22 protein-coding genes and 1 tRNA gene are annotated in these 14,591 nt (G+C 40.1%); 22 read left to right on the forward strand and 1 reads right to left on the reverse strand.

Annotated features, from left to right (window positions below; all coding sequences use genetic code 11):
• Positions 1-156: 156 nt before the first annotated feature.
• The 13 genes from L0951_RS04090 to L0951_RS04150 all read left to right on the forward strand — a co-directional run bounded on the left by L0951_RS04090 (position 157) and on the right by L0951_RS04150 (position 8,644).
• Positions 157-519, forward strand: a complete 363-nt coding sequence (locus L0951_RS04090; protein WP_234109655.1) for a hypothetical protein — start codon at positions 157-159, stop codon at positions 517-519.
• Between the two features lie 109 nt (positions 520-628).
• The gene (locus tag L0951_RS04095; RefSeq protein ID WP_234109657.1) at positions 629-1,486 is read left to right on the forward strand and encodes a hypothetical protein; all 858 of its coding nucleotides are present in this window, start codon (positions 629-631) and stop codon (positions 1,484-1,486) included.
• 65 nt (positions 1,487-1,551) lie between these two features.
• Positions 1,552-3,543: a TonB-dependent receptor plug domain-containing protein gene (locus L0951_RS04100; RefSeq protein ID WP_234109659.1), complete on the forward strand. Its 1,992-nt coding sequence runs from the start codon at positions 1,552-1,554 to the stop codon at positions 3,541-3,543.
• A 160-nt stretch (positions 3,544-3,703) separates the two neighbouring features.
• A complete protein-coding gene (locus tag L0951_RS04105; protein WP_234109661.1) occupies positions 3,704-4,147 on the forward strand; it encodes a hypothetical protein in 444 nt (147 codons plus the stop codon).
• An 82-nt stretch (positions 4,148-4,229) separates the two neighbouring features.
• Positions 4,230-5,030, forward strand: coding sequence for a sulfite exporter TauE/SafE family protein (locus tag L0951_RS04110; protein ID WP_234109662.1), 801 nt, complete (start codon positions 4,230-4,232; stop codon positions 5,028-5,030).
• Positions 5,031-5,032: 2 nt separating this feature from the next.
• Positions 5,033-5,389, forward strand: a complete 357-nt coding sequence (locus L0951_RS04115; protein ID WP_234109665.1) for a hypothetical protein — start codon at positions 5,033-5,035, stop codon at positions 5,387-5,389.
• Between the two features lie 100 nt (positions 5,390-5,489).
• Positions 5,490-6,893 (forward strand): MBL fold metallo-hydrolase, encoded by a 1,404-nt coding sequence (locus L0951_RS04120; RefSeq protein ID WP_234109666.1) that lies wholly within the window; start codon positions 5,490-5,492, stop codon positions 6,891-6,893.
• A gap of 12 nt (positions 6,894-6,905) precedes the next feature.
• On the forward strand, positions 6,906-7,274 hold the full coding sequence (locus L0951_RS04125; RefSeq protein ID WP_234109668.1) for a rhodanese-like domain-containing protein: 369 nt from the start codon (positions 6,906-6,908) through the stop codon (positions 7,272-7,274).
• Positions 7,271-7,567, forward strand: a complete 297-nt coding sequence (locus L0951_RS04130; protein WP_234109670.1) for a cupin domain-containing protein — start codon at positions 7,271-7,273, stop codon at positions 7,565-7,567. The genes L0951_RS04125 and L0951_RS04130 overlap by 4 nt, the downstream gene beginning before the upstream one ends.
• A 2-nt stretch (positions 7,568-7,569) precedes the next feature.
• On the forward strand, positions 7,570-7,782 hold the full coding sequence (locus tag L0951_RS04135; RefSeq protein WP_234109672.1) for a DUF6132 family protein: 213 nt from the start codon (positions 7,570-7,572) through the stop codon (positions 7,780-7,782).
• Positions 7,775-8,086, forward strand: coding sequence for a rhodanese-like domain-containing protein (locus L0951_RS04140; protein WP_234109674.1), 312 nt, complete (start codon positions 7,775-7,777; stop codon positions 8,084-8,086). Before L0951_RS04135 ends, L0951_RS04140 begins: the two co-directional genes overlap by 8 nt.
• Positions 8,083-8,292, forward strand: a complete 210-nt coding sequence (locus L0951_RS04145; RefSeq protein WP_234109676.1) for a hypothetical protein — start codon at positions 8,083-8,085, stop codon at positions 8,290-8,292. Before L0951_RS04140 ends, L0951_RS04145 begins: the two co-directional genes overlap by 4 nt.
• A 49-nt stretch (positions 8,293-8,341) precedes the next feature.
• Positions 8,342-8,644, forward strand: coding sequence for a thioredoxin family protein (locus tag L0951_RS04150; protein ID WP_234109678.1), 303 nt, complete (start codon positions 8,342-8,344; stop codon positions 8,642-8,644).
• Here L0951_RS04150 and L0951_RS04155 read toward each other — a convergent pair.
• Entirely contained in the window at positions 8,641-9,402 is a 762-nt protein-coding gene (locus L0951_RS04155; protein ID WP_234109680.1) for an amidohydrolase, read from the reverse strand. The two genes, L0951_RS04150 and L0951_RS04155, sit on opposite strands and share 4 nt — an antisense overlap.
• 117 nt (positions 9,403-9,519) lie before the next feature.
• On the opposite strand from L0951_RS04155, the gene L0951_RS04160 reads away from it, so the two are divergent.
• From L0951_RS04160 to L0951_RS04200, 9 genes are all read left to right on the forward strand, one after another.
• Positions 9,520-9,963, forward strand: coding sequence for a DUF6646 family protein (locus L0951_RS04160; RefSeq protein WP_234109682.1), 444 nt, complete (start codon positions 9,520-9,522; stop codon positions 9,961-9,963).
• 105 nt (positions 9,964-10,068) lie between these two features.
• Positions 10,069-11,550 carry an RIP metalloprotease RseP gene (rseP, locus tag L0951_RS04165; protein WP_234109684.1) on the forward strand — a complete coding sequence of 494 codons (1,482 nt, stop codon included), beginning with the start codon at positions 10,069-10,071 and terminating at the stop codon, positions 11,548-11,550.
• Between the two features lie 74 nt (positions 11,551-11,624).
• Positions 11,625-11,698, forward strand: a tRNA-Asn gene (locus L0951_RS04170).
• 34 nt (positions 11,699-11,732) lie between these two features.
• The gene (locus tag L0951_RS04175) at positions 11,733-12,041 is read left to right on the forward strand and encodes a GIY-YIG nuclease family protein (RefSeq protein WP_234109686.1); all 309 of its coding nucleotides are present in this window, start codon (positions 11,733-11,735) and stop codon (positions 12,039-12,041) included.
• Positions 12,028-12,426, forward strand: a complete 399-nt coding sequence (locus L0951_RS04180; protein ID WP_234109688.1) for a GIY-YIG nuclease family protein — start codon at positions 12,028-12,030, stop codon at positions 12,424-12,426. The genes L0951_RS04175 and L0951_RS04180 overlap by 14 nt, the downstream gene beginning before the upstream one ends.
• Before the next feature lie 75 nt (positions 12,427-12,501).
• Positions 12,502-12,810 (forward strand): GIY-YIG nuclease family protein, encoded by a 309-nt coding sequence (locus tag L0951_RS04185; RefSeq protein ID WP_234109690.1) that lies wholly within the window; start codon positions 12,502-12,504, stop codon positions 12,808-12,810.
• Positions 12,797-13,195 (forward strand): GIY-YIG nuclease family protein, encoded by a 399-nt coding sequence (locus L0951_RS04190; protein WP_234109692.1) that lies wholly within the window; start codon positions 12,797-12,799, stop codon positions 13,193-13,195. Before L0951_RS04185 ends, L0951_RS04190 begins: the two co-directional genes overlap by 14 nt.
• 188 nt (positions 13,196-13,383) lie before the next feature.
• On the forward strand, positions 13,384-13,758 hold the full coding sequence (locus L0951_RS04195; RefSeq protein WP_234109693.1) for a hypothetical protein: 375 nt from the start codon (positions 13,384-13,386) through the stop codon (positions 13,756-13,758).
• Positions 13,759-13,837: 79 nt separating this feature from the next.
• Entirely contained in the window at positions 13,838-14,566 is a 729-nt protein-coding gene (locus L0951_RS04200; RefSeq protein ID WP_234109695.1) for an energy transducer TonB, read from the forward strand.
• Positions 14,567-14,591: the final 25 nt, after the last annotated feature.

Here is a 14,591-nt window from a genome sequence, read left to right on the forward strand (position 1 = left end):
CTTAAGAGATTAGAGATTAAAGGAAAATTTAGTTGCAAATAATTGGTTCGGAATTTCCTTATCTTTAAATTTGTTAATGTTTAAATTTGGGGTCGGCAAACTGACCAATATCATTTTAATATTCGGACAAAAAAGTCTTAAATTTGAAACGTCAAAATGAAAATCTTTTTCGTTTCCATATTATCCGCAATTATTTTTTTGGTAAGCTTCCAGAACTCATTGCTTTTGGTGGATTATCAGATTAACCGGAATTTCTATGAAATGCATTGTGTGAACAAAGATAAGCCACAGATGGAATGTCATGGAAAATGCGAAATGAAAAAGTCGAGCGAAAAAGAAAACTCACCATTTAAAATTCTGAAGAGCAGCTTCGAGTTCAACCTTCTACCCACAAAACCTTTGGAAATAGGTTTTGAGAAATTGACGGGTTTCAAAAAACCAAAAACCACAAGCAGTTTTACGCCATTTGCCGTAAATAAAGGTTACTTCAATATTCTTCCACACCCGCCACAAATCTAAATTTTTGATTGACCCGTTCTGTTCGCTTTTTTTGAACGGAACAAATACTGTTTTTAAAGAGGAAACCTCTTTGAAAACGAATATCCTTTAATATCAAAAATTTAAAAAAATGAAATTTTCAATCAAAATATTCATTGCATTTTTCGCAATGGCACTTTTCCTTTCCTCTTGTAGAACATCTTCTGACGACCCAGTAACTCCACCGGTAAATGAGCTGGATGGCTTGACCAAGATTAAGGAAGTGGCGAATGACACCCACATCATCGAATTGTATTCTGCATCCGGAACCACAAAACAGGGCTACAATAATCTGAAATTCAGAATCAAAAACAAATCTACCAACCAATACGAGAAAAACGCTACTGCGACCTGGAATCCATTGATGCACATGACTTCAATGACTCACTCCTGCCCAAAATCTGAGATCAAAAAAGTAACCTCAGACGGAACTTTATATGGAGGATACATCGTTTTTCAAATGGCTGAAAACGCTGCCGAATACTGGGATTTAAAAATTGACTATACGATCAACGGAACCGCTTATTCCGCAACCACGGGAGTTTCGGTGCCGCAGGAATCCAAGCAAACGGTCAGCTCATTTTTGGGGTCAGACAACAGTAGGTATATCGTGGCCTACATTGAACCCAAAACTCCAAAAGTTGCGGTAAATGATTGGACAGTTGGCGTATGGAAAATGCAGGATATGATGACTTTTCCTGTTGCAGACGGACTTACCGTGAAACTTGACCCAAGAATGCCGGGAATGGGAAACCACTCGTCACCAAATAATGTGGACGCCAAACAAACACAGGCAGGTGGACTTTATTACGGAAAACTTTCGCTGACCATGACAGGTTACTGGAAACTCAACCTGCAACTTGCAAAAGCTGATGGCACTGTTTTAAAGGGAGAACCTGTAACCGATGCCAATCCCGTTAGTTCGCTTTACTTCGAAATCGAATTCTGAAAATCATTCTTAGAGGCAATGTCTGCAAATCAAGGTGGACATTGCTTTTCACTTAATTCTGAAAAATGAAAAAAACAATAGCGCTGTTTTTTATGACTGCTATTTACCTGAACTTTTCTGCTCAGGGAACTCAGCACGACTCCCTAAAACACAGCAATATCCAGGAAGTCATCGTCATTGGAACCAAAGAAATCTCACAGAAGCAGGCGAAACCGCTGAGTTCCGTGGACGAATATCTGGAGCAATCCGCAACCATCAACATGCTGAAACGAGGTGCTTATGCTTGGGAGCCGCTCATCAACAATATGCCGACCGAAAGAACCCTGGTCACGATTGACGGAATGCGGATTTTCGGTGCGTGTACGGACAAGATGGATCCTGTGACTTCCTATGTGGAGGTTTCTAATCTTGCCAAGGCGGAAATTTCTTCAGGACAAGGTGGTTCTGCCCATGGAAGCACAATTGGCGGTTCCATCGATCTGGTTCGTGAAAAAAGCAGTTTGGGTGACGAAAGATTTCGCTTCGGGATTAATTCCGGTTTCGAAAGTGTGAACAACCAGAAGGTTTTTGGGGCGGCGACAAGCTATCGGAATTCCAGATTTTATGCGGATATCAATTTCATGAACCGCGATGCGGAAAATTACTGGGCAGGAAACCATCAGGAAATCCCGTTTTCCCAATTTCGAAAGTTTAATATTTCCGGAATTTCAGGGGTGAAAATTGACGAAAATAAATTGATTGAAGCCTCCGTGATTTATGACAAAGCCAATGACGTAGGTTATCCTGCGTTGCCAATGGATGTTTCTTTGGCAGAAGCGTTGATCGGTTCTTTAAAATTTCAGATCCTTCCTGCTGATTTTTTCATCAAAGATTGGGAAACCAAACTTTATTACAACAACATTACGCACAGAATGGACGACACGAAACGTCCAGCTGTTCCGATTCACATGGATATGCCGGGTTGGAGCAAAACCGCTGGATATTATTCCAAATTCAGAAGTGATTTTGAAAGACACCACATGAGTTTGAATTTGAACGGATACTATAATCAATCCCTCGCGGAAATGACGATGTACCCGGCAAATCCAGCCGAAAGTGCCATGTTTATGTACACGTGGCCAGATGTGAAGACGCTTTATCAGGGAATTTTCATCGAAGACCATTTTCAGATTGATGATTTCGTGGAGCTGAAATTTACCGCATCTGCAGGTTATCATTCCAACAAAATTGACAATGAGTTTGCGCTGAACAGCATGAGGATTTTTTATCCCGATATGACCCAGCAAAAAAGCAGAATCCTGAAAAATTTTTCTGCCAACTTTAGCAGAAATCAGTTGGGTTTGGAATATGGAATCGGAGTTGGGTTCGGAGATAGAGCGCCTTCTGTTTCTGAAGGGTACGGGTTTTATTTGTTCAATAGTTTCGAAAATTACGATTATATCGGAAATCCATATCTGAAAAATGAAAATTCTTTGGAAGGAAACGCCTACATCAGCTTAAAGAAAACCGATTTTTTTGCAAAAATTTCTTCCTCTTACTTCCATATTTCGAATTATATCGTGGGGAAAATCAATCCGGAATTTATCCCGATGACCATTGGCGCAAAAGGAGTCAAGGTATATTCCGCACTTGATTATGCCACCATTTTTAATGTAAGTCTGGATTCCGAAATAAAGGTTTTACCGGAATTGAAATGGACTTCCCAAATTGTTTACAGCCGCGGAAAGGATTTTCAGGACGTGAATCTTCCTTTTATCAGTCCGGTTTCTTATTTCACAAAACTCCACTTTGAAAAAGGCAGGTTCAATACGGAATTTTCCGTGAAAGGTAATTTCAAGCATCACGATTACAGCGCCGTTTATGGAGAAAAACCCGTTTCGGACTTTATTCTTTTTAATGCTAATTTAGGATATCGTTTTGATTTTGGACACAGCAAGATCTTCACGAAAGTAGGCGCCGAAAATATACTGAACAGGAATTATACCACCTATGCCGACTGGAACAATATTCCAAGACCAGGAAGAAATTTCTTTGTGAATGTGAATTATAGTTTTTAATGCGGTTATGACTTTTCGCATGACGGTTTTAAGGTGTTCGGAAATTATTTTTCACTAAATTTGTTTAGTGCCAAAAACATCTATGCAGTGATTAGGATCTCCGCAAGATTCATGTATTTTGGTGTGTTGAAATAGTTTGTAGGACAAAAAATCAACTGAAATGAAAAGGAAAGCAATCATAGAGCGCATCATCGCCGAACAAAAAAAAACCATTCTGGGTTTGCAGGAAACCACAGATAATTATAGGACCGCAGCTGATATGGATGAGGAAAGCACCCATGACACCGAAGATTATTCCCATATCAGTCAGGCCAAAGACATGCAGCTCCGCTATGAACAAATGTTGGCAGAAGCGCAGCGAAATCTTGCATTTTTGCAGGCTGAACTGGAGGCTGTTCATGATGAAATTGAAAATGGAACCATTATAGAAACAGATAAAAACTACCTATTTGTTGGAATTCCGGTCCCCGTTTTCAAGATGGATGGTAAAGACGTGATTTCTTTTTCTGAGGAGGCGCCGATTTTTAAGAAAATCAAAGGGAAAAAAGTGGAAGATCGGGTGGAAATTGGCAGCAATTCCTATAAAATACTATCGGTTTCCTAATTTCTGCCTCATTTGAATTTCTTCTGTAACTTTGGTCACGGTGTTTTTAAATAATCAAAACTAACTTTGCCAAAAATATTTCATGGAAATCATCGGTTATCTTTCAGCAATCATCATCGGTCTCGTCATGGGACTTATCGGCGGTGGCGGAAGTATTTTAAGCGTTCCGATTTTCGTGTATGTTTTTGGATTTGATGCGGTTACAGCAACTGCGCTTTCGCTTTTTGTCGTTGGAATTACAAGTATGGTGGGAAGTGTGGGTTTCATCCGGCAGCAGTTGGTGGATTTCAGGACTGCATTAATTTTCGGGATTCCGTCGATTTTGGGAGTGCTTTTTTCCAGGAGGTTGGTTTTGCCGCATTTGCCGCATTACATTATCCACCGATGGGGAATTACGCTGACCAAAGACATGTTCCTGCTGCTTCTGTTTTCCATTTTAATGCTGATTGCGTCTTTCAGAATGATTCGCAAAATTGAGCGGCCAAAAGTGAGGAACGATGATGACATTAATTATACCATTCTCATTTCACAAGGACTTCTGGTTGGAATTGTCACTGGATTAATCGGCGCAGGAGGCGGATTCTTAATCGTTCCGGCTTTGGTGATGCTGCTTGGTTTGGAAATGAAAAAGGCGGTGGCAACCTCACTGTTCATCATTGCGATGAATTCTTCATTGGGTTTTTTGAGTACTATGGGAATGGTGGAGCAGGATTGGAGATTTCTTCTCATTTTTAGCGGATTGGCGATTATCGGGATATTTATCGGAATTGCCATATCAAAACGGATGGACGGACGAAAATTAAAACCACTTTTCGGCTGGATTGTCCTGGGAATGGGAATTTTTATCATCTTAAAAGAAATATTTTTTCAACAACATTTTTAGATATGAAAAAACTTACATTGTTTTTAGTCGCTTTATTTTTTCTGAACGCCTGCAAAAAACAAAGTGAAAACAAACCCATCACGGATCGCAATTCCAAAGAAGAAAGCCTCGTTCAGAAAGCGTCCAAGCTTAAGAATGATCAAGGTGAAGAAATCCAAGTCACCTACTTTGCGGAAGGCGGTGTAGTTGCGGTAAAGATTCAGAAAACCGGAGACAAAGAACTGAAACTATCTGCCAAAACCACCAATGCGAAAGGAAACCCTATCTTCACCAATGAAGAGGTGATGTGGGAGATGACGCAAGATGGAAGAGCAGGAAAACTGACCGACAAAGAGGGAAATTCCTCCGATTACCAATAAAGAAATCAAGTGATTGATGCCATCAATTGACTTTTTGGCTTCATATTCAATTTTGGTATGGTTAATGCCGAAATTGTATTTAATTTAATATCTTATCAATATGAAAATAGAACAAATATATACCGGCTGTCTCGCTCAGGGAGCATATTATGTGGTGTCAGAAGACGAGGCATTCATCATCGATCCTTTGCGGGAAACCCAACCCTATCTTGATCGGCTCGCCAAAGACGGAGTGCGATTGAAGTATATCTTCGAAACGCATTTTCATGCAGATTTCGTTTCGGGACATGTGGATTTATCAAAAAAAACTGGCGCTCCAATTATTTACGGACCAACTGCAAATCCGGAATTTGATGCCATTATTGCAGAAGACAACCAAATTTTCGAAATTGGAAAGGTAAAAATCAAAGTGTTGCATACGCCGGGACACACCTTGGAAAGTTCCACTTATCTCCTGATCGATGAAAATGGAAAGGAATCCGCAATTTTCAGCGGTGATACCCTGTTTCTTGGTGATGTTGGAAGACCGGATTTAGCACAGAAAGCAACCAACATGACTTCTGAACAACTCGCAGGAATTCTGTACGATAGCCTGCAAAACAAAATCATGCCGCTTCCAGATGAGATCATGGTGTATCCAGCTCATGGAGCGGGTTCTGCATGTGGAAAGAATATGCAGAAGGAAACCATGGATACTTTGGGAAACCAGAAAAAAACCAATTATGCCTTGAACCAACCGGACAAAGAATCCTTCGTAAAAGAGGTTTTAGACGGACTTGCAGCGCCGCTGGAATATTTCGGGATGAATGTGGCTCTGAACAAAGGTGGGTACGAAAGTTTTGAAAACGTGCTGAAAAAAGGAAGCCATCCCGTTTCAGCAGCTGAGTTCGAAAATGTGGCAGAACAAAGCGGTGCATTGATTTTAGATACCAGAAATGCCGCGGATTTTTACCGGGGATATATTCCAAACTCCATCAATATTGGATTGAAGGGGGATTTTGCACCTTGGGTAGGCGCGCTGATTGTGGATGTGAAACACCCAATTATTTTGGTTACAGATTTGGGAACCGAGCAAGAGGCAATCACGAGATTGGCGAGAGTTGGTTTTGATAACGTCATTGGATATTTAGACGGCGGGTTTGAATCCTGGAAAAATTTGGGAAAAGAAATTGATTCTGTGAACAGAATTTCTGCAGATGAATTTGCGAAAGAATATCATGAGAATTCCCAGGTAATTGACGTGAGAAAGGAATCCGAATTTGAAGCCGAACATGTGAGTAATGCACATTTCCATACACTTTCCCAAATCAATGATTGGGCGAAAACTTTGGACAGAAATGAACATTTCTACATCCATTGCGCAGGAGGTTATAGAAGTATGATTGCGGCAAGTATCCTGAATTCTAGGGGAATCAGAAATTTTTCCGAGATTGAGGGGGGCTTCAATAAAATCAAGGAAACATCTGTTCCGAGAACGAATTTTGTCTGTCAGAGTAAATCTTAAAGTAAAAAAAAAATGAAATTCTTAATAAGCATAATGATTGCCGGATTTGCAGCCGTTTCGTGTACAACCGCAGTACACAATGTGGAAGTGCAAAGACCCAATATGGTGGAAATGGTCAACAGTCCCGAAACCACTTTGGTGGACGTGAGAATCCCGGCAGAATTTGAGCAAAAAACTGCGAAGAATGCGGTAAATATTCCATTGGCAGAAATCGAAAATAACCTGGAGTTTTTCCGGAAGCAAAAACAGGTGGTGGTGTTTTGCAACCGCGGACTTCAAGCACAATCTGCCTTGGATATTCTAAGGAAACATGGAATAGAAAACGTGGTTTCTGCAAAGACTTTGGAAAACGTTTCCGCCATTCAAAACATCAAACCATGAATATATTAGAAAACATCACTTTCAGCACCGAAAAACCGAATGTACTCTACCTTAAGAAAAGCGCAAAACTGAAGTATTTCGCCATCGCACTTGGAAAAAATGCAGTGTTGAAAAAGCATACTGCTCCGGTTCCATCCACTTTGGTCGTTTTGAAAGGGGAAATTAATTTTATCCTGGATGGGAAAGACCATTTTTTAAAACAGTTTGATGTTTTTGAAATTCCCGTAGAAGTGGAGCACGAAGCACACGGACTGTCTGATGAAAATATTTTTATGGTAAGTCAAGAATTATAATCATGAAAAATCTGATCTTAAAATATAAACTGGGAATCATCGGCATTTTTGTCGGCGGAATCTTGGGATATGCCTATTATCACTTTATCGGATGCAATTCCGGAAGCTGCGCAATCACTTCAAAACCAATTAATTCTTCTGTTTACGGTATGTTCATGGGATTCCTGCTCTTTTCTATGTTTGACAAATCATCAAAAGCAAAGAAAGATGTTTGATTTCATTAAAAAATTATTTACTGGAAACACTGTTGATTACAGGGAATTGGTAAAAAATGGCGCACAAATCATTGATGTGCGAACGGAAGTGGAATTCAGAAACGGACATATTAAAAATTCGAAAAATATTCCGCTGCAAAAATTAGCATCGGAAATAAAAAAATTAGACTTAAAGAAACCGATTATCACCTGTTGTGCAAGCGGAATGAGAAGCGCTTCAGCAAAAGGAATCCTTCAGCAAAACGGTTTTGAAGCATATAACGGAGGTGGTTGGAATACCCTTCAAAAGAAATTGAACGAATGAAAAACATATTGGCAAATTGGAACCTGAGAAGGATCCTCTATTTAGTGGGCGGAATTTTCTTCGCGATGGTCGCATTCAAGGACCAGAACTGGTGGATGATTCCTGTAGGAATTTATTTTATGGCGATGGCAATTTTCCGGTTTGGTTGTGCATCTGGAAATTGCGAAATTCCCTTGAGCAAAAAAGATACCGAGGCTCAGAACTAAAAGTTTAGTTTAAAAGATTTAAAAAATTAACCTAGAACGATTTTAAAAGATGAACGATAAATTCAATGAACTGATCAATTCAGAAAGACCCGTGCTCATCGATTTTTTTGCAACCTGGTGTGGTCCGTGCAAAGTGCAGTCTTCCGTTTTGAATACGGTGAAGGAAAATGTGGGCGAATTGGCAAGAATCGTAAAAGTGGACGTGGACCAATTTCCATCAATTGCCGCGCAATACGGAGTTCGGGGAGTTCCCACTTTGGCGGTTTTCAAAAATGGCGATATGCTTTGGAAAGAAAGCGGCGTGCATGATGTGAATACTTTGACGGAACTTTTGAAACGCTTTGCGAATTAGTATTTGATCTCGAATTCATCGCGATCATCCAGAAACCGGAAACGTTTTCTGAATTCCAGAAGTTTTTCGCCGTCAAATTCTGCGGAAACGATATTTCCCTCAACCTCGGAAACAACGCTTCCATCGGCAAAAAAGCAGTAGGTGCTCGCCGGATAATGGAGACTATTTCCATCAGTACCGATTCTATTGACCCCGAAAACATAGCACTGGTTCTCAATCGCTCTGGCTTTCAATAAAGTGTTCCACGCATCGATTCTTGTTTCCGGCCAATTCGCTACATAGAAAATAGCGTCGTAATCACCATTGTTTCTAACAAAAACAGGAAACCTCAAATCATAGCAAACCTGCAGCAGAATCCTCCAGCCTTTGAAGTTCACAATCACTCTTTCATTTCCCGGCGAATACACCTGATCCTCGCCAGAATAGGAGAAAAGGTGTCTTTTGTCATAATGAGCAGCCTCACCGCCTGGTGTTACGAAATAGAGTCGGTTGCGAAAATTCTCGTTTTCGGCAATGGAGGCACTTCCGCAGATTGCCGTATCTTTAGTTTCGGCAAACTTTTTTAGCCAATTCAGACTCTCATGGTTTCGGTCTGCAATTTCTTCCGGTTCCATGGAAAATCCGGTGGAAAACATTTCCGGCAAAAGAAATAGGTCTGCCGAAATATTTTCTAATTCTTTTTCTAAAAGATTGAAGTTAGCCATCTTATCTTTCCAGATGATGTCTAGATTGATTGCTGATATTTTTAAACATTGCATATTTTGATAGTTAAAAACATCATTAAATATACAAAAATTCCTATTACTTTCTTAAATAAAGATTAATTTTGGCTTTGTTTTTGCAGACAGCAGAGTATAACATTAAATTATAACATTATGAAAAAGTTAGTATTTGCTTGCGCAATGCTTTTTTTAGGACAGTCTGCGTTTGCACAAGCTTGGAACGGAAAAGGGGATCAGAAAATCCAGGTAGGATTCAATGGTTGGGGTTATGGAACTGGTATCACCGCGACTTATGATTATGGTTTAGGAAGCATTGTTTCTTTGGGAGCGGGTGCTAATTTCTTTTTTAACCATAGCAATGACAAATATGCAAATGATGATTTTGGAGTTTTCGGGCGTGTGAATTTCCACCTGCAAGAACCGCTCGGAATGCCGGAAAGATGGGATATCTATCCAGGTATTGACTTGGGTTTGCTGGGTAAAAGTGGAACTTATTTTGGAGCTCACTTAGGCGTGAGATATTTCTTCAACAATAATGTAGGTATCTACGGAGAATTTGGTAACAACGGTTCATTGGGAGTATCATTTAATCTGTAATGAAGATTTAAGATAAAAGAAAAGGTTCTCAAAATGAGGACCTTTTTTGTTTGGCATGCTTTTGATAATTCGTATCTTCGCAAATCGAAATTTTAATACATTTTAATGGAAATTACCCTAAAAATACTCCAATTTATCCTCAGTATATCTATTCTCGTTTTCCTTCATGAATTAGGACATTTTATACCCGCAAAATGGTTCAAAACCAGAGCTGAGAAGTTTTTCCTATTCTTCGATCCTTGGTTTTCTCTTTTCGCTATGAAAAAAGTCAACGGGAAATGGCAATATAAGTTCCTTTCTAAGAATTTACCGGATACCCAGATCGTGGAAGTCAATGGAGAGAAAAAAGAGGTTCCAATAGATTTAGAGAAACTCCCTGAAGATGATTGGAGAAAGCATCCCGAAGAAACCAAATGGGGAATCGGCTGGTTGCCAATGGGAGGTTATGTGAAAATTGCCGGAATGGTGGATGAAAGTATGGACACCGAGCAATTGAAGAAACCTGCACAACCATGGGAGTTCAGAAGCAAACCCGCTTGGCAACGGCTGATCATTATGTTGGGAGGAGTCACCGTGAATTTCTTTTTGGCCTGGTTTATTTATTCCTGGCTTTCCTATGCGAAAGGTGAAACCGTTTTCGATACTGGGAAATCTGAAATCACCATGAAGTACGGCGCTCCAGCAAAAAAAATGGGGTTTGAAGACGGAGACAAGATTTTGAAAGTGGATGGAAAGACCCAAACCAATCTTGACAAGTTAACGCTTGACGTTTTGCTCAGTGACCATATTACCGTACTTAGAGACGGGAAAGAAGTCACATTCAACACAAGTGATGACGGAAAAGCAATGGTTTTTCAGGATAATGCAATGAAGAGTTTCCTGTCACCAAGACTTTCGCCAGTTATAGATACTTTGACCTCGAAAACTGCTGTTGACGCCGGTTTAAAAATTGGCGACCGCATCATAAGTGTGGAAGACCAACCGGTAAAGTATTACGACGAAGTTCCTGTGTTGCTCAATCCATTAGCGGGAAAAGTAGCAAAAATCACAGTGGACCGAAACGGAAACACTGTTCCGTTGGTGGTTCCGGTGGATGCGGAAGGAAAGATTGGATTTGGATCGTTTAAAGAAATCCAGAAATTCATATCACAAAAGAATTTTACGTTTGCGGAAGCTGTTGGACGAGGTTTTACCAGATCCATCGAAGTACTTACTTATCAGATCAAACAATTTAAACTGGTTTTCAATAAGAAAGTTCAAGGCTACAAAAAAGTTTCCGGACCAATTGGAATCATTAACCAAATGCCGATTGCAAAGGATCAGGCAGGAAATGTGTCCATCGATTGGACATTTTTCTGGGGATTCACTGCGATGTTCTCGGTCTGGCTGGCTTTTCTGAACCTGATTCCGATCCCGGGATTAGACGGTGGACACGTGGTTTTCACGCTTTGGGAAATGGTTACCGGAAAACCGGTTCCACAAAAAGTCCTGGAAAATGCACAGATGATCGGGGTGGTTTTTCTGCTCGGATTAATGGTTCTGATCTTTGGAAACGACATCTTCAAGTGGATTACTGGAAGTTTTTGATAATTTCCGGGAAAATATTTTGGCAGAAATAAAAAACTTTATATATTTGCACACGCTAAAAGCAAAGGCAATATTCCTCCTTAGCTCAGTCGGTTAGAGCATCTGACTGTTAATCAGAGGGTCCTTGGTTCGAGCCCAAGAGGAGGAGCAAACACCATCAGAGAAATCTGGTGGTTTTTTTTATGATCTTCTATATTTACATATTGTTTTCAGAATCTTCGGGGATTTATTATGTCGGTTACACCACCGATGTTTCAAGGCGTTTTCTGCAGCACAACGAATTTTCCGAGACTTCATTTACCTCGAAGCACCGTCCGTGGAAATTAATGGCGGCGTTTGAAGTTCCTGGAAACGAATCAGACGCGATGAAGATCGAAAGATTTATCAAGAAGCAGAAATCTTCAAAGTTTATCCGGAAAATCATTGACGCGAATACTGAATTGACCGGAGTCTTGGCTCAGTTGGTTAGAGTCCCGATTGTTCGGGATTAATCAGAGGGTCTCCCGAAGTTTCGGGACGCCAAGAGGAGGAGCAAACACCATCAGAGAAATCTGGTGGTTTTTTTTTATGATCTTCTATATTTACATATTGTTTTCAGAATCTTCGGGGATTTATTATGTCGGTTACACCACTGATGTTTCAAGGCGTTTTCAGCAGCACAACGAATTTTCCGAGACTTCATTTACCTCGAAGCACCGCCCGTGGAAATTAATGGCGGCGTTTGAAGTTCCTGGAAACGAATCAGACGCGATGAAGATCGAGAGATTTATCAAGAAGCAGAAATCTTCAAAGTTTATCCGGAAAATCATTGAAACGAATACTGAATTGACCGGAGTCTTGGCTAAGTTGGTTAGAGTCCCGATTATTCGGGATTAATCAGAGGGTCTCCCGAAGTTTCGGGACGCCAAGAGGAGGAGCAAACACCATCAGAGAAATCTGGTGGTTTTTTTTATGACCTACTATATTTACATATTGTTTTCAGAATCTTCGGGGATTTATTATATCGGTTACAACACCGATGTTTCAAGGCGTTTTCTGCAGCACAACGAATTTTCCGAGACTTCATTTACCTCGAAGCACCGTCCGTGGAAATTAATGGCGGCATTTGAAGTTCTTGGAAACGAATCAGACGCGATGAAGATCGAGAGATTTATCAAGAAGCAGAAATCTTCAAAGTTTATCCGGAAAATCATTGACGCGAATACTGAATTGACCGGAGTCTTGGCTCAGTTGGTTAGAGTCCCGATTGTTCGGGATTAATCAGAGGGTCTCCCGAAGTTTCGGGACGCCAAGAGGAGGAGCAAACACCATCAGAGAAATCTGGTGGTTTTTTTTTATGATCTTCTATATTTACATATTGTTTTCAGAATCTTCGGGGATTTATTATATCGGTTACACCACCGATGTTTCAAGGCGTTTTCTGCAGCACAACGAATTTTCCGAGACTTCATTTACCTCGAAGCACCGTCCGTGGAAATTAATGGCGGCATTTGAAGTTCTTGGAAACGAATCAGACGCGATGAAGATCGAGAGATTTATCAAGAAGCAGAAATCTTCAAAGTTTATCCGGAAAATCATTGACACGAATACTGAATTGACCGGAGTCTTGGCTCAGTTGGTTAGAGTCCCGATTATTCGGGATTAATCAGAGGGTCTCCCGAAGTTTCGGGACGCCAAGAGGAGGAGCAGAAAGAATTACAGAAATATAGTTTTTTTGTTGGCTGCGTCATCAGCGATTTCCGGAATATCGGAAAGTGAAAAGAATTCAAACTAAGCTTTGTGCGTTACACAAAGTTTTTTAATTTTAGGAAAATTTAATTTGTGAAAAAATTTATGCTTTTCTTAGTATTAATTATGGGAACCCTGTTTTTCTCCCAGCAAAAAACCTGGGATAAAGACCCTTATTATAAAGAAGGCGAACAAAGGCTCAAACGCGAATTTAACAGGGCATTAAGCTATGCCGTGGACCAAAATTACAATGTTGTGGGGAAGATGATTTTCACGCTCTTCATTGACGATAGCGGGATCGCAAGAATCATCGATGTTTCTCCGAAGGTAAAAAATCAGCAGTCATTAATTGATGATTTGAACTATGTTTTAAAGAAACCCAATAAAAAATGGGAGCCCGCCAGAAAAGATGATCGCGCAGTGAAATCTTTTTTTTGGTATACAGTGAATTTTAATACCGAGGTATATGACCATGATTAATTGACCGGAAGGAATAAAAAAATCTTCGTTAAACATTGTTCTTTAGTTTTATTCATATTTAATTTTTTTAACTGATACTATGAAAATTATCCCGATTTTTCTTTTTCTCACCCTTTTCTTCAATGCCCAGGTTTTAGAAAAATACCCGGATTTTCAAGCACCGTACGTGGGGGGATATCAAGCTTACTATAAAGATTTTCATGATATCATCAAAGAAAAAGATCTTCAGCCCTGTTCCAATCCAAACGAGATTTATCAGTTCTCAATACTAGTTACGGAAGAGGGATCCATTCAGTTCATCAAGGATCTCAATGAAAAAAATACGAAAAACAACAAGTGCGCATATAATCTCGCAAGAGAGGTGGCAAAATATCAGAATAAGTGGAATCCCGCCGTGGTTGACGGAGTCAAGCAATCTGCAGTAGCGAGGTTTATTATTTATCCGGCCGATCTTTTCGAGAATTACAGGGAAGGTTATGTCCCAAATTATACACCGCCAATTTATTACGACAAGAAAACTGGCGAAAGAAGAAACTTTTCCAAAGATTTTGTCATGAAATTCGACAAGAAGCGTTTCAACTGGTATGATCTCTTTGTCATCATGGCGGAATTTACTGTGACCACCGATGGAAAGGTGAAAGACATCGTCATCACCAAATCTTCCGGAGTGGAGCAGTTTGATAAGGAAATCAAGAACGCAATCAACATCCTTTCAAAAACCTGGAAACCCGCCACAATCAATGGAAGCCCAATTGAAGACCGTTTCAGCTTCGCCATTAAGGGGATTACGGAAGTGGAGTATTATTAATGTGATTTAAAAATAAAGTTTTTTA

The organism is Chryseobacterium sp. R2A-55 (assembly GCF_021401085.1).
In the GTDB taxonomy this organism is placed as follows: domain Bacteria; phylum Bacteroidota; class Bacteroidia; order Flavobacteriales; family Weeksellaceae; genus Kaistella.